General features: G+C 64.6%; 4 protein-coding genes. All 4 read left to right on the top strand.

Translation table 11 applies throughout. The features are described 5' to 3' along the window. Window positions 1–12 precede the first annotated feature (12 nt). Genes J3P89_RS13950 through J3P89_RS13935 form a run of 4 tightly spaced genes read left to right on the top strand, consistent with a single transcriptional unit; the run spans window position 13 to window position 23,940 of the window. Entirely contained in the window at window positions 13–9,477 is a 9,465-nt protein-coding gene (locus J3P89_RS13950; protein WP_434697917.1) for an amino acid adenylation domain-containing protein, read from the top strand. Window positions 9,478–9,488: 11 nt separating this feature from the next. Further along, window positions 9,489–18,521, top strand: coding sequence for an amino acid adenylation domain-containing protein (locus J3P89_RS13945; RefSeq protein ID WP_434697916.1), 9,033 nt, complete (start codon window positions 9,489–9,491; stop codon window positions 18,519–18,521). Next, window positions 18,518–22,300 (top strand): non-ribosomal peptide synthetase, encoded by a 3,783-nt coding sequence (locus J3P89_RS13940; protein ID WP_434697915.1) that lies wholly within the window; start codon window positions 18,518–18,520, stop codon window positions 22,298–22,300. Before J3P89_RS13945 ends, J3P89_RS13940 begins: the two co-directional genes overlap by 4 nt. Continuing rightward, the gene (locus J3P89_RS13935; protein WP_434697914.1) at window positions 22,297–23,940 is read left to right on the top strand and encodes a cyclic peptide export ABC transporter; all 1,644 of its coding nucleotides are present in this window, start codon (window positions 22,297–22,299) and stop codon (window positions 23,938–23,940) included. The genes J3P89_RS13940 and J3P89_RS13935 overlap by 4 nt, the downstream gene beginning before the upstream one ends. The last annotated feature ends 9 nt before the right edge of the window (window positions 23,941–23,949 follow it).

The raw sequence follows: 23,949 nt of genomic DNA, 5'->3' as shown, positions 1-23,949 counted from the left end.
GATACCGTCAGCATGAACGACAAGGTCAAAGCTCTTTCGCGCAACATCGAAGCTATTTACCCGCTGGCTCCCATGCAGCAAGGATTGCTGTTCCACAGCCTGATGCACCCGGGCAAGGGCATGTATCTGCTGCAATACCGGCACGTCATGGTCATGCCGAACCTCGACCTAGCGGCGTTCCGCCAGGCCTGGGCGCAAGTGGTGGAACGCCATGAACTGCTGCGCACCTCTTTCGTCTGGAAGCAGCAGAAGCGCCCGATGCAAGTGGTGCACAAGCAGGTCGAGCTGCCGATCACTTATGAGGATTGGTCGCACCTGAGCGAAGCCGAACAGCACGCGCGTCTGGAACAGTTGCTCAGCGCGGAACGCGCTGAAGGGCTGGACTTCACCAAGGCACCGCTCATGCGGGTCAGGCTGTACAAGTTGGCGCCCGACACCTATCAGTTCGTGCGCAGCTACCACCACATCCTGATGGATGCCTGGTGCTTCTCGATCATCATGATGGACTTCCTCAACGGCTACCGTGCCGCTCAGGAAGGCCGTCGCTTGAACCTGCCGGCTCCCCGTCCCTATCGCGATTTCATTCGTTGGCTGGAAACCCAGAAGCCGGAGGATCACCAGGCCTTCTGGCAACAACGCCTGGCGGGTTTCGACACGCCAAACGAGTTCGGCTTCGGCCATGTCGGCCGCATCCAGGGCGCCAGTGAACCGGTCGAGGATTGTGTCGAGTTTCTGCAGCCTGAGCAGACCTTGGCGCTGCAAAACGTCGCGGCGCAGCACGGTCTTACCCTCAATACGCTGGTGCAGGGCGCCTGGGCCTTGTTGCTGGCGCGCTACAGCGGCGATCACGACCTGGTGTTCGGTATCACCGTCGCCGGTCGTCCGGTCCACCTGCAAGGTATGGAAAGCATCGTCGGCCTGTTCATCAACAGCTTGCCGCTGCGCTGGAGCTGGCGCCCGGATGACGCGCTTGGCCCGTGGCTGAAAGCCTTGCAGACCGAGAACCTGAGCCTGCGTGAACACGAGAGTGTGTCCCTGGCCGACATCCAGCGCTGGAGCGACGTCCAGCGCCAGGACCTGTTCCAGAGTCTGTTCGTGTTCGAGAACGCGCCCATTGCCGCCGACGTGCGCCAGGGGCAGCTGGACTACCTGATCAGCGACATGGCCAACCGCACCCACACCAATTACCCGATCACCGTGGTCATCGTGCCGGGCGAACGCCTGCACCTGCAACTGACCTACCAGACTGACTGGTTCCTGCGTGAAGAAGTCGAGCAAATGCTGCGGCACTTCCGTGCCCTGCTGTTGAACATGGGCCAGGCCCTGGAAGCGAACGCCGCAACGCCCTTGCATCAACTGGCGATGCTCGATGAAAGTGAAATCCACCATCAGCACCAGGTCTGGGCCGGTGGAGGCCTGGCTGCCGACGAACAACTGCTGCAACCGTTGTTCATCGAGCGCTTCCAGCAGCAGGTCCGCCAGAATCCAGGGCGCGTCGCCATAGTCCATGGCGAGCACAGCCTGACCTTCGATCAGTTGAACCGCGCCGCCAACCGGCTGGCCCGGCACCTGCGTGCGCAAGAGGTGAGCAGCGACGATCTGATCGCGGTGTTCGATGAGCGCGGGCTGGACCTGGTGGTGATGATCGTCGCCACGCTCAAGGCCGGCGCCGGTTGGCTGCCGCTCGATCCACGCAACCCGGCCCAACGCCTGGCCCAGGTGCTGCGCCAGAGCCGCACGCCGTTGCTCGTGCACAGCGCGGGGCAGGGCGAGTTGGCTATGCAGGCACTGGATCTGCTCGAACAGCGGCCCAAGGCCGTGCGTTATGACCCCTCGGTGCTGAGCGGCTACAGCGATGAAAACCTGAACATCGCGGTGCACGGCGACTCGTTGGCCTATTGCATCTTCACGTCCGGCTCCACCGGCACGCCGAAGGGCGCCATGGTGGCCCACGCGGGCATGCTCAACAATATTCTCGGCAAACTGCCGGGGCTGGGGCTCGATGCAAATGACGTGATCGCCCAGACCGCGCCGCAGTGCTTCGACATCTCGGTCTGGCAAACCCTCGCGGGCCTGGTGCTGGGCGCACGCACGGTGATTCTCGGTGACTGTGTGGTACAGGACCCCGAGGCGCTGGCAACGGCCATCGGCCGGCATGGCGTCAGCATCCTCGAAGCGGTGCCGTCATTGATGCAAAGCCTGCTTGACGCCGGCCTGGAGACGTCGCCCCTGCGCTGGGTTCTTGCCACGGGTGAGGCCTTGCCGCCAGCCTTGGCGCGACGCTGGTTCGAGCGCTATCCGGCGATCCCGCTGATGAACGCCTACGGTCCGGCCGAATGCTCCGATGACGTCGCCTTCCACCCGCTGCTGGAACGCTTGCCGGAAGAACGCATCAACGTGCCGATCGGGCGCGCCACGCTGAACAATCGCCTGTATCTGCTCAATGCTGATCTGCAACCGATACCGGTTGGCGCAGTGGGCGAGATTTTCGTCGCCGGTGTCGGCGTCGGGCGCGGCTACATGGCCGACCCGGCGCGCACGGCGGCGGTGTTCCTGCCGGATCCGATCGCCAACGACGGTTCGCGCCTGTATCGCACCGGCGACCTGGCGCGCTTCCTGCCCAATGGCGATCTGGAATACGTCGGACGCACCGACCATCAGGTCAAGATTCGCGGCCACCGTATCGAACTGGACGAGATCGAAGCCTGCCTGACCCGTTGCCCAGGGGTGCGGGAAGCGGTGGTGGTGGCCCGCGACGACCAGCAGCGCTCCAAGGTGCTGGTGGCTTATGTCGTGGCCGAGGTCGCGTGCAGCATCGAGGCGTTGCGCGAGCATGTGCTGGGCAATCTCCCGGCCTACATGATCCCGAGTGCATTCGTGTTGCTGGAGCGTTTCCCGCTCAACGGCAACGGCAAGATCGATCGCAAATCCTTGCCCGCTCCGGATTTCGCCGCGCAAAGCCAGGCCCGCTATGTGGCACCCAGCAGCGCGTTGCAAGGCCAGTTGGTGGAGGCCTGGCAAAGCGTGCTCGGGCTTGAACAGGTGGGCGTCGAGGACAACTTCTTCGAACTCGGCGGCCATTCGCTGCTGGCCACTCAACTGATTGGCCTGATCGGCAAACTCACAGGCAAGGACTTGCCGTTGCGCGTGGTCTTCGAGCGTCCGACCATCACCGCCATGGCCGATTGGCTGGAAAGCCAGGCCGGTACGGTAAAGCCGTCGCCGACCCTGCTGCCACGGCCGGAAAAGCTGCCGCTGTCGTTTGCCCAGCAACGTCTCTGGTTCTTGCAGCAACTCGATCCGCAGAGCCCGGCGTACAACCTGGCGGGCGCGGTACGCCTGACCGGCGAGTTGCATGTCGCTGATCTGCGTGCGGCGTTGCAAGCGGTAGTCGACCAGCACGAGGTGCTACGCAGCGGCTTTGTCAGCGGGGCCGAAGGGCCGAGCCAGGTGATCCTGGCGCAGACCGAACTTGATTTGCCGGTGATCGATGTGGCAAGCGAGGAAGCGCTGCACGATCGGCTGCGTCAGGATGCAATGACCCCGTTTGCGCTGGAAGCAGCGCCGTTGCTGCGCGCCCGGCTGTATCGCCTGGCGCCGCAGGTATTGGTCCTGTCGCTGAATTGTCATCACATCGTTGCCGATGGCTGGTCCCTGCAACTGATCATCGACGCTTTGTGCGAGCAGTATCGCAACCGCCGCCAGGGCCAGGCGATTCAACGACTCGCCCCGGCGATGCAATACGCTGACTACGCCGTCTGGCAGCGCCAGTGGATGGGCAGCAAGGCGTGCGCGCAAGAGCTGGCCTACTGGCGCGAGCAACTGGCCGGTGAACTGCCAGTGCTCGACCTGGCGGCCGATTTTGCCCGACCTGCCCAGGCCAGCCAGGCCGGAGGGCGCGTCGAGCGACGCTTGCCCGAGGACCTGGCGGCCCGCCTGAAGGCGTTCAGCGCTCGGCACGGCTGGAGCAATTTCATCCCGATGCTGACCGCTTTCCAGTTGCTGTTGCGCAGTCGCAGCGGCGAAGACGACATTCTGGTCGGTGTTCCAGCGGCCAACCGGCACCATGCGGTGTTGCAGCCTCTGGTCGGTTGCTTCGTCAACACGCTGGTGTACCGCAGGAAACTTTCCGGCGAGCGCAGCCTGCTGCAACTGATGAGCGAATTGCAGGCGCTGTCCGTGTCGGTCCAGTCCCATCAGGATCTGCCGTTCGATTACCTGATCGAACAACTCGGCGTGGTTCGGCAGGTGAGTTACAACCCGCTGTTCCAGGTCATGTTCAACTATTTCCCGGGTAATGCCCTGGAGCGTTTCGACCTCACCGACGTCATTGCCGAACCGCTGGACAATCGTCCGGACAGCGCGCTGTGCGACCTGCACCTGGATGTGCGCGACAGCGAGCACGGCATCACCCTGAGCTTGCAGTACAGCAGCGACCTGTTCCGCGAGCAGACTGTGCAAGCGATGGCCGCACAGTACCTGGCGTTGCTCGCCGCGTTGATCGAGCAGTCCGATCAGCCGTTGGGTGAGCTGGCATGGCAGCCGGCCGAGCGGGCCCTTGCGCGGATCGATGGGCGCGCGGTGGACGCTCATCAGGACATCCTCCAGGCCTTTGCGCTTCAGGTTGCCCGCCAGCCCGCGGCGATTGCCGTCGTGGCAGGCAATGAGCAGCTGTCCTACGCCGAACTGGATCAGGCCGCCGAGCGGTTGGCGGCGAAGTTGCAGGCCCAGGGCGTCGGTATCGAAGACCGCGTTGCGCTGAGCCTGCCTCGCGACGCGCGCCTCCCAATGGCCATGTTGGCGGTGCTCAAGGCCGGCGCTGCGTATGTGCCCTTGGCCGAGGACACGCCACCGGAGCGTGGCCGCTACATTCTTCAAGCGGCCCGGCCCACGTTGTGCCTGGGCACGGCGGCGAGTCTCGGTGTGTTGGCGCAGTGGAACAGCGGCCTGCCGTTGCTCGACATTGATTCCAATGCTTCAACCGACACCTTCAATGCAGTGGCCTGCGTCGCCGGTCAGCTCGCCTACGTGCTGTATACCTCGGGTTCCACCGGCCAGCCCAAAGGCGTGGCGATCAGCCGTGGCAACCTGATGAACCTGATGCTGGCCGTCGAGCAGGTCCTGCCGATGACGGCCCGGGACCGGGTCCTGGCGCTGACCACTGCGACGTTCGACATTGCCATCGTCGAGTTGCTCCTGCCCCTGGCCCGAGGCGCCAGTATTCTGCTGGCCGATCGCGAACAGGCGCGGGACCCGCAGGCCATCGACCAGTTGTTGCTGTCCGGGCAACCCACCGTCATGCAGGCCACGCCGGCCACCTGGCGGATGCTGGTGGCGCATACCTCGCGCAGTTGGCAAGGCGTGCGCGCCATCTCCGGTGGCGAGGCCTTGCCGTGCGCATTGGCCGAAGCCATCGAGGGCAGGGGAGCCGAGGTCATCAACGGCTACGGGCCGACGGAAGCGACCGTCTACAGCACCTTTGAAGTGCGCAGCGGCAACGAAGCCGGCGCCGAGGTGCCGATCGGGCAGCCGGTGGCCAATACCGCCGCGTACATTCTCGATGCTGACTTGCAACCGGTGGCCGCTGGTGTTCCTGGTGAGCTGTACCTGGCCGGGGCCAACCTGGGCCGCGGTTATTTCGCCGCTGCGCGCCTGACCGCCGCGGCGTTCCTGCCGGATCCTTTCGTGGCCGGCGCGCGCATGTACCGTACCGGCGACCGGGTCAGGCGTAACAGCAATGGCAGCCTCGATTACCTGGGACGCCTGGATTTCCAGGTCAAGCTGCGGGGTTTCCGTATCGAACTGGGTGAGATCGAAGCGCTGTTGTCTCGCATTCATGGGGTTCGCGAGGCGGCTGTCGTGTTGTTGGGCAGCGGTGAGTCGGCGCGCCTGGTGGGCTATTACGCAGGCGATGCGCTGGATGAAGCGCTGCTGCGTGACACCCTTGGCGCTCAGTTGCCGGACTACATGCTGCCCAGTCAGTTTGTGCGTCTCGACACGCTGCCGTTGAGCCCGAGCGGCAAGGTTGACCGCAAGGCCCTGCCGGCACCGCAGCAACGTGACGGCCAGCATGGCGCGCTGGCGGGTGAGTGGGAACTGACCTTGGCCGAGCTCTGGAAGGAGCTGTTGGGATGCACCGAGGTTGGCGCTGACGATAACTTTTTTGCCTTGGGCGGACACTCGCTGCTGGCGGCGCGACTGGTCGCGCGGATCGCCGAACAGCATGGCCGGCGTCTGCCGTTGCGCAGCGTGTTCGAGCAACCGCTGCTGCGTGACCTGGCCGCTACGCTGGCCCAGGCAAGCACCGAGGCCGACGGCATCCTGCGTGCTTTCGAAGAGCCCTTGGCACCGTTGCATTTCACCCAGCAACGCTTGTGGTTCCTTGATCGCCTGCAGGGCGATACCCAGGCCTATCACTTGTCCCTGGCCCTGCGCCTGGCTGGCAACTTGCAACCGGCCGTGCTGGAGCGGGCGCTGACGCAACTGGTTGCCCGTCAACACAGCCTGCAAACGCTGTTCAGCGAAACAGCCGAGGGTGTGCGCCAGCGTGTCGAGGCCCTCGACGCCATGCCGCTGAGCTTCGAGCCACTGGAAAATGATGAGCAATCGAGCGCTTTCACCCAAAAACTGAGCCATGAGGCGCAGCGTCCGTTCGACCTCACCGCGCCGCCGCTGTGGCGCGTGCGTGTGTACCAAGGCCATGACCGCAGCGTGCTGCAAGTGACCCTCCATCACATCATCGCTGATGCGCGCTCGCTGGAGATTCTCTTCAACGAACTGCAACTGATCTACCAGGCTTTGCTGGAAGGGCGCGACGCTTGCCTGCCACCGCTGCCGGTGCAATTCTCCGATATCGCGGCCAGTTGGCAGAGCCCGGCCGGGCACGCGCGAATCGAAGCGCAGCTTGAGTACTGGCGTGACGCCCTGGCGGGCGAGCCGCCCGTGCTGAATCTGCCGACCGACATGCCGCGGCCCGCCGAGCAGGGCTACAACGGCCAGCGGCTACGCTTCAACCTGCCGACTGCGCTGGTCCGGCGCCTTCGCGAAACGGCACAACGCCACGGCCTGACCGCTTTCGCGCCGTTGCTGGCGGCCTGGAAAACCTTGTTGGCCAGGCACTCGGGACAGCGCGAAATCTGGGTCGGCCTGCCGGTCGCCCATCGCCATCAGGCCCACACGGATAACCTGATCGGTTATTTCGCCACCACCCAGGTCCTGCGTAGCCACATCGACCCGCAACAATCGGTCGAGCAGTTCTGGAAGCAATTGCAAGCCACTCACCTGGCGGCGCAACAGCATGCCGACGTGCCGTTCGAGCGCTTGGTGGAAGCGTTGCAGGTGCGCCGCGATCTCAGCCACACGCCGCTGTTCCAGGCGTTGTTCAACCTGATCCAGCGGGATGCCAACGCAGCGCTCGAGCAGCGCTTCGCCGGGCTGCCGGCACAGCGCCTGAATGTCGAAAGCGACAGCGCCCTGGTGGACATCGGCCTGCATATCGAACAGCAGGGCGAGGATTGGCAGTGCGTGCTGGAGTACAACACCGACCTGTTCCTGGCACATACCGCGCAGCGTTACGCCGATGAGTTCCGTTACCTGCTCGAAGGCATGCTCGAGCAACCCGAGGCGCGCCTCTGGGACATCGACCTGGCGAATGCCGACCACGCGCTCGCCGAGCGGCCGTGGAACCGGCCCGCGCAATCCTTGACCGCCGCAATGGACGTGATAGCCCGCTTCGAACGGCAAGTCGTCCTGACGCCTGAAGCGCTGGCCGTCGATTGCCAGGACCGACAACTGAACTACGCGCAGCTCAACGCCATCAGCAATCGACTGGCCCATTGGCTGCGTGCGCGCAATGTCGGCACTGATGATCTGGTTGCCGTTTGCCTGAGTCGCGGCCCGTGGTTGCTGCCAACCCTGTTGGCGATTCACAAGGCGGGCGCGGCGTACCTGCCGCTGGATCCGCAACACCCGAGTGAACGCCTGCGCTTCATCATCGATCACGCGCGTCCAGCCCTGGTGCTCGGCGAAAGTCTCTGCGCCGAGGCCTTGGCCGGCGTCGATCACCTCCTGCTCGATCAGTTGCCGCTGGATGCCAGCAGCGACGCCAACCTGACGCTGGCGGTGGACCCGCGGCAGCGCGCGTATGTGATCTACACCTCGGGCTCCACCGGCACACCGAAAGGCGTGCAGGTGACCCGTGGCAACCTGAGCAGTCTGTTGGCCGGTCTCGATCGCTTGCTGCCGCTTGGTGCCGAGGATGTCTGGCTCGCCAGCACCACGTACGCCTTCGATATGTGCAAGCCGGAGCTGTTCCTGCCGCTGGTCAACGGCGCCGCGATCCTGCTGGCGCGGCGCGAGCAGGTGGTCGATGGGCATCAGCTGTTCGCGCTGCTGCGTCGGGCCACGGTGTTCCAGGCGACACCGGCCGGTTGGCAGATCCTTCTGGAGACCGGCCAGGCTGACTGGCCGCCGTTGCGTGGGCTGATCGGTGGCGAGGCGGTGCCGGGTGAACTGGTGAACGAATTGCGTAGCCGAGGCGTGACGTTGATCAACGCCTATGGCCCGACGGAAACCACCGTCTGGTCGACCACCCAGGTGTTGCAAGACGTGCCGTCCGGCGTCGCCGACATCGGCGCGCCCTTGCTCAACACCCGTTGCTACGTGCTCGACGACATGCTCCGCCCGGTTCCGCTGGGCGCCACTGGCGAACTGTATATCGCCGGCTCCGGGGTCACCCGTGGTTATCAGCACGCGCCCGCCATCACGGCGGCGGCGTACTTGCCCGACCCTTATGCCGGCGAACCCGGCAGCCGCCTGTACCGCACCGGCGACCTGGTGCGCCGACGCGACGACGGGCGACTGGCCTATGTCGGTCGCGGTGATTTCCAGGTCAAGGTACGCGGGTTCCGCATCGAACCGGGCGAAATCGAATCGCTGCTGCGCCGTTACCCAGGCGTCGAAGAAGCCGTGGTGATGATCGATTCGCGCAGCCAGAGCCTGTTCGCCTGGCTGCAAACGCCGAACCCGGTTGATCAGGCGGCGCTGCGTCGGTATCTCGCAGGTGTGCTGCCGGGCTACATGATTCCGGCCGGCTTCATCGAACAACCGCGTTTTACCCTCAACGCCAACGGCAAGATCGACCGCAAGGCACTGCCGGCACCGCAGCCTGTGGCGATCCAGGGCGTGGCACCGCGCAATGAGCTGGAACAGCAACTGGCGGACATCTGGCAGAACCTGCTCGAGTTGCCGCAAGTCGGGGTGTTCACCAGCTTCTTCGAGCTGGGCGGGCATTCGTTGCTGGCGATGCGTTTGATGACCCAGGTCGAAAGCCGCTTTGGCGTCAAGCTTGAACTGCGCTGCCTGTTCCAGAACCCGACGATCGCCGCGCTCGCCGAGCAGATCGAAAAGCCCCAGGGGCCTTCGACCGACGAAGCCCTGGACGAAATGCAGCGCCTGTTATCAGAGATGGAAGAGTAAGGATGAGTACGATGACGCAACAAGCTTTCCTGGAGATTGCGCAGCGGCTGGCATCCTTGCCCGCGGACAAGAAAAAAGTCTTTCGCCAGCGCCTGGCCGAGAAGGGCATCGACAGCTGGCGCCTGCCGATCGTCCCCGCCGTGCTCGGCGAAGGCGAGCCCAGGCCGCTGGCGCAGGCGCAGCGGCGATTCCTGTCGGCTGAAGCCCTGAGCAGCCGGGCCCTCTACAATCTGTGCTCGGTGCTGCGATTCGACGGGCGCCTGGACGGCGAGCGTCTGCAGCAGGCGATGCAGCAAGTCGTCGATCGCCACCAGATCCTGCGCACTCGCTACACCACGGATGCCAACGGGCAATTGCAGCCTCATTGCGCGCCGCAACAGGTCCGCTTGCCAGCCGTCGAGCGGTTGACGTTGGCGGCGTCTGACCAGGCGCAATGGTGCGCCGATGAGTACGCCCGCCAACTTGCCGAACCGTTTGACCTGGCTCAGTCGATGCCTTGGCGCTGGCAAGCGTTCAGTGACACCCAGGAGCAATCCACCTGGCTATTTTTCACCATCCATCACGTCGCCTATGATGCCTGGTCGGCCCAGCAACTCACACTTGAACTGGCCGAGGCCTATCGGGCGCTCGCTTCGAACCAGCCTGCCGCACAACCCGAGTTGAGCATTCAATACGCCGATTACGCCGCGTGGGAACGCGAGTGGCTGGACAGCGACACTTGCCGGCAGCACATCGACTTCTGGCGCGACCAACTGGCGGACGCGCCGGCGCCCCTGGCGTTGCCACTGGACCGGCCGCGTCCTGCGGCCACCCAACGTCGCCACAGTGGCGCGATCCTGGCCCGGGAGCTCTCGCCGCAACTGACCGCAACGGTGGAGGCGGCCATTCGCAACCAGGGGGTGACGCTGTATATCTACGGCCTGACGGCCTTTACCTGCCTGCTGTCGCGCTACAGCGGCGAGACCGATCTGTGCCTGGGCACGTCGGCGGCCCAACGTGACCGTCCGGAGCTGGTGCCGCTGATCGGCCCGTTGCTCAATACCCTGGTGATCCGCCAGCGTCTGCAGGACAACCCGGACTTCGGCAGCGCCTTGCTGCGGACCCGCGATACGGTCGCGGCCGCGTTCGACCATCAGCAGTTGCCCTTCGAAAATATCCTTGAAAGCCTTGAGCGTCCGCGTTCGAGCCCGCTGTTCCAGGTCATGTTCGTTCAGGTTGATCTACCCGAAAGCCGCACCCTGGCCTTGCCGGGTGTGGCGGTCGAAGTGCTCGATCCGCCGCAACGGCATGCGCGTTTCGACTTGACGCTGCGCATGGTACGTAGCGCTGACGCGCGACTGCGCTGCGAGCTGGAGTACAGCGACGAATTGTTTGATGCGGCGACGGTCGAGCAGATGCTCGACGACTTGCTGGCGATTCTGCACGAGGGCTCGGTGCATCCGCAGCGACGCCTGGCGGATCTGCAACTGGTTTCGCCGCCCAGCGAGTTGCATGGCCCCGCCCTGGATACGGCGCCGTTGCCGTTGGACCGGCAAGTGTTGCACTGGGCCAATCAGACGCCGTCCGCTGCGGCACTCTGCAGCGTTGGGCGGACCCTTGATTACGCCACGCTCGGCGCCGCCAGTCGGTCGATGGCCGCGCGGCTGGCCGGGCAGGGCATCGGACCTGGGCAGGTGGTTGCTCTGTGCATGCCACGCTGCGCTGAACAGCTGTTGGCGACCCTGGCTTGTTGGCAGCGTGGCGCGACCTGCCTTTTCCTCGACCCGGCGCAACCGCCGCAGCGCCTCGCGCAGTTACTGCAAGACAGCGGGGCGAGCCTGTGGGTGACGCTGGCGCACGCGCCTGAAGCCGGCGTGGGCCTCGCGCATCTGGTGATGAGCGACGCCGACTGGTCGGCCGATGCCAATGCCGGGCAGGGCGAAAGCCTCAGCCAGCCGCAATTACCTGCCTACCTTATCTACACTTCGGGCTCGACCGGCCAACCCAAAGGCGTGCTGGTCAGCCATGCCAACCTGGCGCATTACGCGAGCGCAGTCGGCCAGCGCTTGCACGCCTTACCCGGCAGCCGTTGGGCGACCCTGGCGACCGTCGCCGCGGACTTGGGGCTGACCTCGGTATTCGCCGCGCTCGCCGCTGGCGACCCGCTGGTCTTGCCGCCGGCGTCGTTGGCTTTCGATCCACCCGGCTGGGCTGACTTTCTTGATCAGAATCCCGTCGATTGCCTGAAGATCGCGCCTTCGCATCTGCGCGGCTTGCTGGCATTGGACGACGCCCGCCGTGTGTTGCCCAGGGAAATATTGATCCTCGGCGGCGAGGGGTTCGATCAGGCCCTGTTCGCCAAGGTGCATGAACTGGCGCCGCAACTGCGTATCTTCAATCACTACGGCCCGTCGGAAACCACGGTTGGGGTGATCTGCGGGGAAATCACCGGGTCCGACGCACTCGAAGCGGGTCAGTACTTGCCGTTGGGCCAGCCTTTGTCCGGCTGCGAGTTGCGCATCGTCGATGGCAATGACAGAGCCGTACCGCTCGGGGTTGCCGGTGAGCTGTTGATTGGCGGGCCCCAGGTTGCCCAAGGCTACCTCGGGCAACCCGGGTTGACGGCGCGCGCGTTCGGTTGCACGGCCCAGGGGCAGCGATTCTATCGCAGCGGTGACCGGGTGCGCCTGGATCGCAGCGGACGCCTGGTATTCCTCGGGCGCCAGGACGATCAGGTCAAGATCCGCGGTTTTCGCGTCGAACCGGGCGAGGTCAGTGCCTGGCTCAACGCCCAACCCCAGGTGCGCGAGGGGGCGGTGCTCGCCTGCGAAGTGAAAGGACGCACGCAACTGGTGGCATACCTCACCCCCGGGATCGGCTCTTCGATGACCACCGAAGCCTTGGCGATGCTGCAAGCCGAGGCCAAGCGCCAACTGCCGGAACACATGCTGCCGGCCTATTGGCTGGCCCTCGATACACTGCCGCTGACCGCCAACGGCAAGCTCGACCGGCGCGCATTGCCCGAGCCCGCAACGGATGAGCCGACCGCTGAAGCCGCCGAGCCACCGAACGGCGCGACCGAACAGCGCCTGGCGCTACTGTGGTGCCAGATTCTCGGTTGTGCGCAAGTCGGGCGCGGGGATGATTTTTTCGCCCTCGGCGGCGACTCGATTCTCAGCCTGCAATTGATCGGCCTGGCTTCGCGGGAAGGGCTGAGGCTGCAACCTCGCGATGTCTTGCAGCATCCGACATTGGCGGCCATGGCGCTGTGCATCGATTGCCGCGCCGAGCCCGCCTTGCTCACGGTGCTGACGGCCTTTCGCGAGCTGCTCGGCCAACCCGCGCTGGGCGCGGATGCGGATTTTTTTGCCATGGGCGGCGATTCGATCCTCAGCCTGCAACTGATCGCGCGCTTGCGTCAGGCCGAGCTGCGCCTGATGCCTCGGCAATTGTTGGAGAACCCAACCCCTCGGCAGTTGGCCAAGGCGCTGACGCCGGTCGTGGCGCCTGTCGTCGCGGCGGTCGAGCCGAGCGACGTGGCGAAGCAACCACAGCCGCTGTCCCACGCCCAGCAACGGGTGTGGTTCATGCAGCAGCTCGATCCGGCTGAAACCGCCTACAACGTCACCCAGTTGCTGGCCTTGCGCGGCGATCTGGATGTGCCGCGTCTGCAACGTGCCTGTCAGGCGCTGGTCGCCCGTCATGATGCGTTGCGCTGCCTCTTCTTCGAAGAGCAAGGGCAAGTCTGGCAGCGCCTGGACGATACGCCCGCGGCGATCTTCAACGTCCACGATATCGGCGGTCTGACCGGGGCGGAGCAGGATGCGGCCATCGCCAGCGCGGCCAAGCGGGTGTTCGACCTCACGCAGGGGCCCTTGCTGGCGGTCGATGTGTTTTGTGTCGCACCCGCTGACTACCGCTTGCTGTTCAATGTGCATCACATTGCCGTGGACGGTTGGTCCATGGGCCTGCTGGTCGAGGATCTGACGTCGCTCTATCAGGAGCGGACGCTGTCTTCAACAAGCGCTCTGCTGCCGTTGATCAATGCGCAGCGGCAACAGTTGGAAGGGGACCACGGCAAGACGCTGTTGGCTTATTGGCGGCAACGCCTGGAAGGCTTGGGCAACGAGCCTCTGGAATTGCCCGGACAACCCACTCGGCCGACAGTGCAGGCATACGCCGGTGCGCGGGACGAGTTCGCTTTGCCCGGTACGTTGAGTGCCGCTGTGGAGGCGCGGGCAAGGGCGTTGGGCGTCACACCGTTCGTGGTGTATTTCGCTGCGTATCAATTGCTGCTCTGGCGTCATGGCGGACGCAGTGATTTCGCCGTCGGCGTTCCAGTGGCCGGACGCGAGTCGGCAGAGAGCCAGGCGCAAGTCGGCCTGTTCGTCAACACGCTGGCGCACCGGGTGCAGATCGATGCTCGCCAGAGCCTGCAATCGTTCGTCCAGGCCTTGAACGGCAGACTGAGCGAGGACCTGGCTCATCAGGCGCTGCCGTTCGAGCAATTGCTCGACGTGCTGAATATCGAGCGCAGCCTGGATCGCACGCCGGTGTTCCAGACGATGTTCAACTACCAGGTCGACCACCAGCAGTCCCGCAGCCTGAACCTGCCCGGCGTCAGCGCACAGGCCCTGGCATTGCCGGGCGGGGTGGTGAGCGCCAAGTTCGACCTGACCTTCAACCTGTTCACCCAAGGGCGTGGTGCCGAGGCCAGTACGGGGTTGATCGTCGAATACGCGACCGCGCTGCTGCAACCGGGCACCACCCGGCGGCTGGTGGAGGACTATCAGGGATTGCTCGCCAGCCTGGCGGGTATTGACCTTCAGACACGCTTGCCGGAAATCCCGCTGCGCTCCGTTGCGACCCTGGCGACTGCCGGTGAGCCGATGCGATTGTCCGGCGAAGCGGATTTCGTGACGCGCTTCGAAGCGCAAGCCGCTGCGCATCCCGAGCGCATCGCGGTGTACTGCGCTGACCGGCAGATAACCTACGGGACGCTGGATGCCCAAGCCAACCGCCTCGCTCATTGGCTGCTGGGCCAAGGCGTGGGCGCCGAGTCGATGGTTGCCTTCTGCCTGCCTCGGGATGAGCGGTTGCTGGTGTGCATGCTGGGCATTCAGAAGGCCGGCGCGGCATACCTGCCGCTCGATCCCGGCCATCCGCCGGCTCGCCAGGCGCAAATCCTCGACCGGGCGCAGCCGCATCTGCTGCTCTGCGATTCGCCGAGCGTCGATCTGCCGGCGCCGTTGCGCGTGTGCCCATGGGCGGACCTGCCGCTGGGGCAATTCGCGACCCAGGCGCCGGAAGTGGCGGCCAACCTTGGGCAACTGGCCTACACCCTCTATACCTCGGGCTCGACCGGCCAACCGAAGGGCGTGCAGATCAGTCGCGGCAACTTCGCCAACTTCCTGCTGGCCATGGAACAGGCGCTGCCCTTGGCAAATGTGCAGCGCTATCTGGCCTTGACCACGGTCACCTTCGACATCTGCGGCCTGGAGCTGTGCCTGCCGCTGGTGCGTGGCGGCGCGGTCGTCCTCGCCGACGATGAAGAGCGCCAGGATCCGCTGCTGCTTGCGCGCTTGATCGAGGAAAGGAATGTCGACCTGATCCAGGCCACACCGGCGACCTGGGCGATGTTGCTGCAAGGCGATCGCCAGGTGCTCAAGGGGCGCGTGGCCCTGGTCGGTGGCGAGGCAGTGTCGGCCGAGTTGGCGCACGAGCTGAAGCAGTGCGTGGCGCAACTGATCAATGTCTACGGCCCGACCGAGACCACGGTGTGGTCGACCCAGGCGCCGATCGATGCGCTGCAACTGCCCGTCGCGCCGATTGGCCGACCGCTGCTGAACACGCGCTGTCATGTTCTCGACGAACACCTGTGCGAAGTGCCGCCTGGCTGCGTGGGCGAACTCTATATTGCCGGCGACGGCCTGGCCCGCGGTTATGCCGGGCAGCCGGGGCTGACCGCCGAGCGCTTCATTGCCGACCCGTTCGTGGGTAACGGCGGGCGCTTGTATCGCACCGGCGATCTGGCGCGCTGGCAGCCCGACGGCCAGCTGTACTACCTCGGGCGTACCGATGACCAGATAAAGTTGCGCGGGTACCGTATCGAACTGGGAGAAATCGAGGCGGTTCTGCTCAGCCATCCCCAACTGCTGCAGGCGGTCGTGGCCGTGCAAGGCGAGCGCCTGGCGGCGTTCTGGGTGGCGGAGGCTGAAAACGCACCTGACGAGGCGGCTGTGCGCGACTATCTGCAGACACGTTTGCCGATCTACATGTTGCCGACGCACCTGCAAGCGCTGGAGCGGCTGCCGCTCAACACCAACGGCAAGGTCGATCGCAAGCAGCTGCCGCGCCTGCTCGCGGTGGTCGACAGTGCACCTGCTACCGAGCGCGCCTTGTCGGCGAGCGAGGCCTTGCTAATGCAGATCTGGACCTCGGTGTTGCACGTGCAACACGTGCCGGTTGATAGCCATTTCTTCCAGATGGGCGGGCATTCGCTGATGGCCGCTCAAGTGCGTGGGCGCTTGCGCGAGCAGGGGTTTGACGTGCCATTGCGCTGGCTGTTCGAAACGCCGATGCTGGCGCAACTGGCTGAGCGAATCGAAGGGCTTGCGGGGCAGCAGGACCTGGCTTCGCTGACGATCTCGCCGGTTGATCATGACGTCGAGCAACCCTTGTCATCGGCGCAACAGCGAGTCTGGTTGATGCAGCAGCTGGACCTTGCCGACAGCAGTTTCAACATGAGCAGTAATGTCCGTTTGCGCGGGCAACTCGACATCCAGGCCCTGGAGCGTTCATTGCAGCGGCTGGTAAGCCGCCACGCCATCCTGCGCACCACCTATCACCAGCGTGACGGCGAACCGCGCCAGCGCATCCACTCGCAATCGACAGTGGCCCTGGAAACCCTCGCGTCGACGCAGGCGCAGTGGCCGATTGAAGCCCGGGACAGGGCACTGCGCCCCTTCGACCTGGTTCGCCAGGCTCCGCTGCGGGTGGTCCTGTATCGCCTCGGCGAACAGGATCATGTGCTGCAAATGATCATGCACCACATTGCCTCCGATGGTTGGTCCGGCGCTATTCTGGTCGATGAGCTGATCGAGGGCTACGAGGCCTACAGCACCGGCGTGCTACCGAGCCAGGAAGCGTTGCCGATCCAGTACGTCGACTACGCCGTATGGCAAGGTTCGGCCGCGGTCCGATTGCGTCAGCGTGAAGGCCTGGACTTCTGGCGACGGACCCTGGCCGGCATTCCCGCGCAAGTGCCGCTGCCGTTCGATTTCCCGCGTCCGGAGCGTGACAGTGGCGCCGGGGCCGCAGTGGATTTCCAGTTGTCGCCCGCCACGGTTGGCCGGCTTAGAAGGTTCGCCCAGGACAGTGGCACGTCGCCGTTCATGGTGCTGCTGACTTGTTATGCCGCGGTTCTGCAACGCGAGACGCAGGGCCGCGATCTGGTGATCGGTACGGACGTTGCGAACCGCGACCATCCGGCCACCGAATCGCTGATCGGCTTCTTCGTCAACCTGCTGGCCTTGCGTGTCCGCCTGCAACCGGAGTTGAGTTTCCGTGAGCTGGCGCTCCAGGTGCGTGAGGTTTGCCTGCAAGCGTTCGCCTGGCAAGACACGCCGTTCGAACAGGTCGTGGAGTGCCTCGAGCTGCCGCGCGTGGCCAATGTCCACCCGCTGTTGCAGACCTTGTTCGTGCTCGACAACACACCACGCCAGCAGCGTCAGCTGGGCGATCTTCAGGTCGAGCCGCTGGCCGGCGAGCAACACCATTCCAAGTTCGACATGGCTCTGTTCGCCAGCGAAGACTCTGATGCCATCAGCCTGCGCTGGGTGTACCGCACCAGCCTGTTCCGCCAGGCCACCGTCGAGCGCTTGCGCCATGCCTTCGAGTCATTGCTGGAGCTGGCCCTCGGCGCGCCGGACAATCCCATCGATACCTTGATTCCGACTGTAAAGGGAGCCGCTGCAATGTCCACGGACAACCCGCTGCAACGCAAAATGAGCAAATTGGGCAAGATGCGCCAGAGCGGATCGGCGGCGACCCGTGAGCCCATCGAAGCCCGGCCGCTGCGAGAGGAGGCGAAATTTCCGCTGCTGGTCTCGCTGCGTGACCGTGAACTGGCCCCGGCTATCTGGGCCGAAGCCAACCGCGACAAGGTCGAGAGCTGGCTGCGCGAGCATGGCGGTATCCTGTTCCGTGGGTTCGACCTGCCGACACCGGCGGATTTCGAGGCGTTCTGCCAGGCGCTGTGCCCGCAGTTGTATGGACAGTACGGCGACCTGCCGAAGAAAGAAGGTGGCAAGAACATCTACAAGTCCACGCCATACCCCAAGGACCGGATGATCCTGTTCCATAACGAGAGTGCGCATCAGCACCGTTGGCCGCGCCGCCAGTGGTTCTACTGCGAGACGCCAGCGACCTCCGGTGGCGCGACGCCGATCGTCGACAGCCGCCAGGTCTACGGCGAACTGCCGGCCTGGTTGCAGGCAAACCTGCGGCGCAAACAGCTGATGTACGTGCGCAATTTCAGCGCCAGCCTGGACGTCAGCTGGCAGCATTTCTTCCAGACCGAGGATCGGGCCGAGGTCGAGCGGATCTGCCGTGAGAGCAACATCGAATTCCAATGGCGCGGCGCCAACGACCTGCACACCCGCCAGGTTTGCCCGGCGGTGATCCTGCATCCATTGACGGGCGAAGAGAGCTTCTTCAACCAGATCCAGCTGTACCACCCGGCGTTTCTCGATGCCGATATCCGCGAGCAGTTCCTGCGCGATGGCGAAGCCGCCATGCCCAGGCAGGTGTTCTACGGTGACGGCTCGGACCTCGAGCCGGCCGCCATCGATGCCATCAATGCCGCCTATGACCGCTGCGCCGTGCGTTTCGATTGGCAACAGGGCGATGTGGTCATGCTCGATAACATGCTGGCGGCGCATGCCCGGGATCCGTTCGAGGGCGAGCGCAAGATTGTCGTGGCCATGGGCGAGATCTATGGTCGTCACCAGGTAATGGCTGCCCCTGCGCAGACCGAAGAGCATTCCGCAGAGTTGACCCCATGATGGATCTTGGACTGACGCTTTCACCGCAACAGAAACAACTGGCCCAGGCCAATCCGCAAGCCTGGCGCTGGGTCCGCATGCGCTTGGCGGGCGTGCCCGAGGGCATCGTCGAGCAACGCTTGCGCGACGCCCTGGCGCAGCACCAGGCGTTGCGCCTGCGTTACGAGCGCCCACTGGGCGCCACCGGCCTGCGCCAGCGCGTTATCGAACCTGATGCACTGCGGCTGGACTGGCGCCAGGGGCGGGCAGTCGACGGTCACGATGGACAGTCGTGGCTGGAGGCGGCCCGGCGTCGTTGCGACGCCGAGCAACCCGACATTCTCGCCTGGCTGCTCGACGATCAGTTGCTGTTGGCAGTCCCGGTCTACTCACTGGACCAGCGCAGCCTGATCGGCTTGCAGGAACACTTGCTCGGGCGTGCCGCAGCGCTGGACGACGAGCCCATGCAGTACGCCGACTATGTCGAGTGGATCAACGGCCTGCAACTGGATGAAGACGCCGAGCAGGGCGCGCAGTTCTGGCGCAACCTGGCCTTGCAGGACATTCCCGGCATGCGCCTGGTCGAGCGCTATGGCATCGCCAGCGGACGTCACGCAGTCGTCCGCCAGGAAGTTGAGCAGCGCTTGCCGACGATGCTCACGGCACTGGCCGATCGTGAAGGCGTGGCCGTCGAGCAGTGGGTGCTGGCCGCCTGGGGGTCATTGCTCGGCAGGCTCAACGGGCAGCAACAGGGGCAGTTGGGGTTGCAACACGATCCTCGCGACAACTACGAGGAATTGTCCGGCGCGTATGGGCTGTTCGAGCAGACTTTACCGATGGTCTTGCAAGTGTCCGAACACAGCACGCTGACCAACCTGGCCCGGCAACTGGCCCGGCAATTGGAGAGCGCCGTGGACTGGCAGGAATATGTCGGCCAGGCACAGTTGTTGCCCGAATGGCGGGCCAGCTTCCAGGCCGGCCTGCGGGTCTCGCCCGTGCCGCAACTGGACATGTCGCAGTGGCTGTCTTTCGACACACCGGTCGAACTGCAACTGCAATTGACGCTCGATGCCCAGGGCCACGGCGAGCTGGCGTTGGCCTACGACCTCGGCCTGTATCGCGAGGGGCAGATGCAGGCGCTGCTCAAGCGTTTTGCCCATTGGCTTGGCCAACTGGTGCAATCGCCCGACGGGCTCATCGCTGACATTGACGCGCGCCTGCCTGAAGAATGGCTGGCCTCGGCGCAGACTGCTGCCCTTGGACCGGACCTCGATATCATCGCGACCTTGCGCCGCCATGCCCAGGCACAACCGTCGCGTCCGGCGCTGCGGTATGCCGAGCAGGTATTTTCCTACGCTGACCTGGATGCCCTGAGTGATCGTGTCGCCGGCAGCCTGAACCAGGCTGGCGTGGGCCGCGAGCAGGTCGTTGGGCTGTATCTGCCGCGTGGCGCGCAGATGCTGATCGCGATGCTGGCCTGCTTCAAGGTGGGGGCCGCGTATCTGCCATTGGACCCACAGCAGCCACCGCTGCGTCTGGCCGGCATACTCGACGACGCTCAACCGGCGTTGTTGCTGCACCTGGAAGGGCTGTTGCCCGAGACATCGGTGCGGACCCTGTGCTGGACGCAGGCGAGCAATGCACCGGCGTTCGCCTCTCCAGTCTCCGGCACAGCGCAGGACCTGGCCTACGTGCTCTATACCTCGGGCACCAGCGGCAAGCCCAAGGGTGTGCAGATCGAACAAGGGCAACTGCGTCACTACGCCACCCAGGTGATCCACGCGTTGCAATTGCCCGAGGGCGGGCATTACGGGCTGGTGTCCTCGTTGCTCGCAGACCTGGGCAACACCGTGCTGTTCCCGGCGTGGCTGCGGGGCGGCTGCGTGCATGTCCTGGCGCAGACGACCGTGACCGATGCGCGGGCGTTTGCCGATGAGCTTCGGCGCTACCCACTGGACGTGCTCAAGATCGTACCTTCGCACCTCGAAGCACTGATGGGCGAGCAGGCCGCCGACGTCCTTCCACGCCAGGTCCTGGTGTTGGGCGGAGAGCCGATCGGCGAGGCGCTGTTGACCCGCCTGGCGCAGGCCGGACCGACCTGCCGTGTTTACAATCACTATGGTCCGACCGAGACCACGGTAGGGGTGTTGTGGCGGGCGATCGATCTGGAACAGGGGGTGAGTGGCTGCGCATTGGACCAGGTGTTGGGTGCCAACCGTATCCACCTGCTCGACGAGCGGCAGCGACCGGTACCCTCAGGCCAGGCCGGCGAGTTGTGCATCAGCGGCGCCAGCGTTGGTCGAGGCTATGTCGGCAATGTCGGCGGCAACGCCTTTGCTGTCGAGCCTGCCACTGGTCATCGTCTGTACCGTACGGGCGACCTGGCCATGCGCCAGGCCGATGGGGCCGTGCGCATCCTGGGGCGCAACGATCAGCAGGTGAAAATCCGTGGGTTTCGCCTTGAGTTGGCCGAGGTCGAGCAGGCAATGCTGGCCCAGCCAGGTATCTCGCAGGCAGCTGTGCTGCTGGACGGCGAAGGTGACCACGCCCGATTGCTGGCCTTCGTGGTCACGGAGGAGGCGTATTCGCAAGGAACGGATCAGTTGCGCGCCAGCCTGGCCCGCCAGTTGCCGGACTACATGCTGCCCAGCGCTGTACTGGCGCTGAAGGCCATGCCGTTGAACAGCAATGGCAAGCTCGATCGCAAGAACCTGCTCGAACGCGCCCGGCAGCGTTTGCACAATACTCGCGTGGCACCGGTCGGCGAGCTGGAGGCGGCGATCCTCGCCATCTGGTGCGAAGTATTGGGAGTTGATGACCTTGGCGTCACCGACAACTTCTTTAATGTCGGTGGGCATTCGCTGGCCGCGATCAAGGTGGTGTCTCTGATTCGCGAACGGTTGGGCCTCGACCTGCCGACCAACCTGCTGTTCGAACGCCATACCGTGCGTGACCTCGTCCAAGGCCTGGGCGAGATCGGCAGTGGTCCGTGGAAGGTCCTGAACACTGCCGATCCGCATGCCCCGGCGCTGTTGCTGGTGCATGGGGCGCAAGGGCACCTGCAGGCTTACCAGCCGCTGGTGGACAACCTGCGCGACGACGTCGCGGTGTTTGGCCTCGCCGCGCTTGAAAGCGGCTGGGCCGAGGGCGACATGGATGCACTGCTGCGCCGATACGTGGCGAGTATCCCGGCGCAGCTCAAAGAGCGTCCGCTGGTACTGTTGGGCTGGAGCCTGGCCGCGCGCCTGGCCATGTTGCTGGTGCCGCATCTGCAAGCAAGTGGTTTCAGTGTCGCCGGGTTGGTGGTGCTCGATCACGATGCGCAGCGCAGCCTGGCCGGCGAGGGTGATGAAGCCGGCCAGTTGATTGCTGATTTCGCTTTTTATTGCCGCAGCCACGCCCAGCCGCTCGGCGAGTCGCTACGGGAGCGGTTGACGGGCCTGTTGGCCGGCCTTGACTATGCCGAGGGTGTCGCCCGGCTACTGGACGACGAACAGGTGCGCGCGCATCTGCAATGGGAGTCGGCCGACGCGGAATTACTGGCGTTGATGGCGCAATATCGCGCGATCAAGACCCGCTTGTACCAGCAGGCCTTGCCGACTGTTGATGTGCCGGTGTGGCTCTGGCGCGGCAATGCCCACGGCGATTTGCGCGCGCTGTGGCAACGCCATGCCTTGCAACCGGTCAGCCAGTGGACATTGGACGTGGGGCATCATGAAATGCTCGGCGAGCCGCGACTGGTCGAACACCTGCTGCCTTTACTGTTGCAAAACTCTGCCAAGGTGGTGCCGGTCCCATGATGTTATTGAAAGAACTGCTGCATGACGCGCGATGGCGCATCCTCCTTGCGGTGCTGTGCAGTGCCTTGAGCGCGGCCACCAGTATCGGCCTGATCGGCTACATCAACCGTTGCCTGGAACAAGGCCTCGATGACCTCGGTCGGGGCTTGCTGCTGTTCGGTGGGCTGTTGGTGCTGTTGTTCATCAGCGGAGTCATCTCGCAATGGTTGCTGGTGCAGATCGGTCATCGCCTGGTCTACCAGCTGCGCCTGCGGCTGGTGGGCAAGGTCCTGGGCACCGCGCTCGAACGCGTCGAACGGCTGGGCAGCCCACGTATCTACAACGCCCTGACCAAGGATGTGACCACCGTCGCCACGGCGTTCAAGCAACTGCCGATCTCCTTGTACAACGGTCTGCTGCTGTTGGCGGGGCTGGCCTACATGGGCTGGTTGAGCTTGCCGTTCTTTTGCCTGACGCTGGCGGTGATCGCCGCTGGCGTTGGTCTCGATGTGTTGCTGGGGCGCAAGGTCAAGACCTTGATGCAGGCTGTCCGGCAACAGGACGACCAATTGACCGAGCAGTTCGAAGCCACGATCCAGGGGCGCTGCGAGTTGGGCCTGAGCCGCGAGCGCCGGCATCTGCTTTATCAACACAAGCTGGAACCCATCGCGCGCGCCTCGCTGGACGCCTCGGTGCGCGCCGACACCCTCTGGGCGGTGAACCTCAATTGGACGACACTGCTGGTGTTCATGTTGATCGGCACCCTCTTTTTCCTCGGCCAGGGGCTGGGCTTGCTGGACCAGCAGGTGGTGGTCGGCTACGTGTTGGCGATCATGTTCCTGCGCACGCCCATCTCGATGATCCTCGACGCCATTCCCGCAGTGATCCGCGGTCATGTCGCGTTGCAAGCCATCGACGCGCTGGCGCTGGGCGAGACGGTGCAATTCAAGACCCCGGCGCAAGCGGCTCAGCCGTTTCGCGAACTGCGCCTGGCAGACGTGCATTACCGTTATGCCGGCAAGAATGAGGAGTTTGCATTTGAACTGGGCCCGATCGACCTGACGATTCGCCGTGGCGAGCTGATTTTCATCGTCGGTGGCAATGGCAGCGGCAAGTCGACCCTGGCCAAGCTGCTGACCGGCCTCTACGTGCCCGCTTCCGGGGAGGTGTCGCTCAATGGCGTGGTACTCGATGCCAGTACCAGTGAGTGGCACCGGGAGCATTTCGCCGCGATCTTCGCCGACTTCTATCTGTTCGCCGATGTGCTGGGCGAGGCGGGAGACCGTGCAGGGCTCGAAGCCCGGGTGGACCATTATCTGGAGCGCCTGGGGCTGGCCCACAAGGTCGAATTCGCCGCCGGGCGCCTGTCCACCACTGCCTTGTCCCAGGGCCAGCGCAAACGCCTCGCGTTGCTATTGCTGATGATGGAAGGCCGGGAAGTGTTCCTGCTGGATGAGTGGGCGGCGGACCAGGACCCGGTCTTCCGCCATGTGTTCTACAACGAGTTGCTGCCCGAGCTAAAGGCCGCCGGCAAGACTGTCATCGCGATCACCCATGATGATCGTTATTTCGATGTGGCGGACCGGGTCTATCGCCTCGACTACGGCCACCTCGTCGATTACGACCGGGCCACGGAGAACCCCTTTCAGCTGGTGAAATGACGGCTGCGC

This window comes from Pseudomonas sp. Z1-14 (assembly GCF_051132005.1).
In the GTDB taxonomy this organism is placed as follows: domain Bacteria; phylum Pseudomonadota; class Gammaproteobacteria; order Pseudomonadales; family Pseudomonadaceae; genus Aquipseudomonas.
The sequence above is the reverse complement of the archived record's forward strand: the minus strand, read 5'-3'. Positions and strand labels throughout refer to the sequence as shown.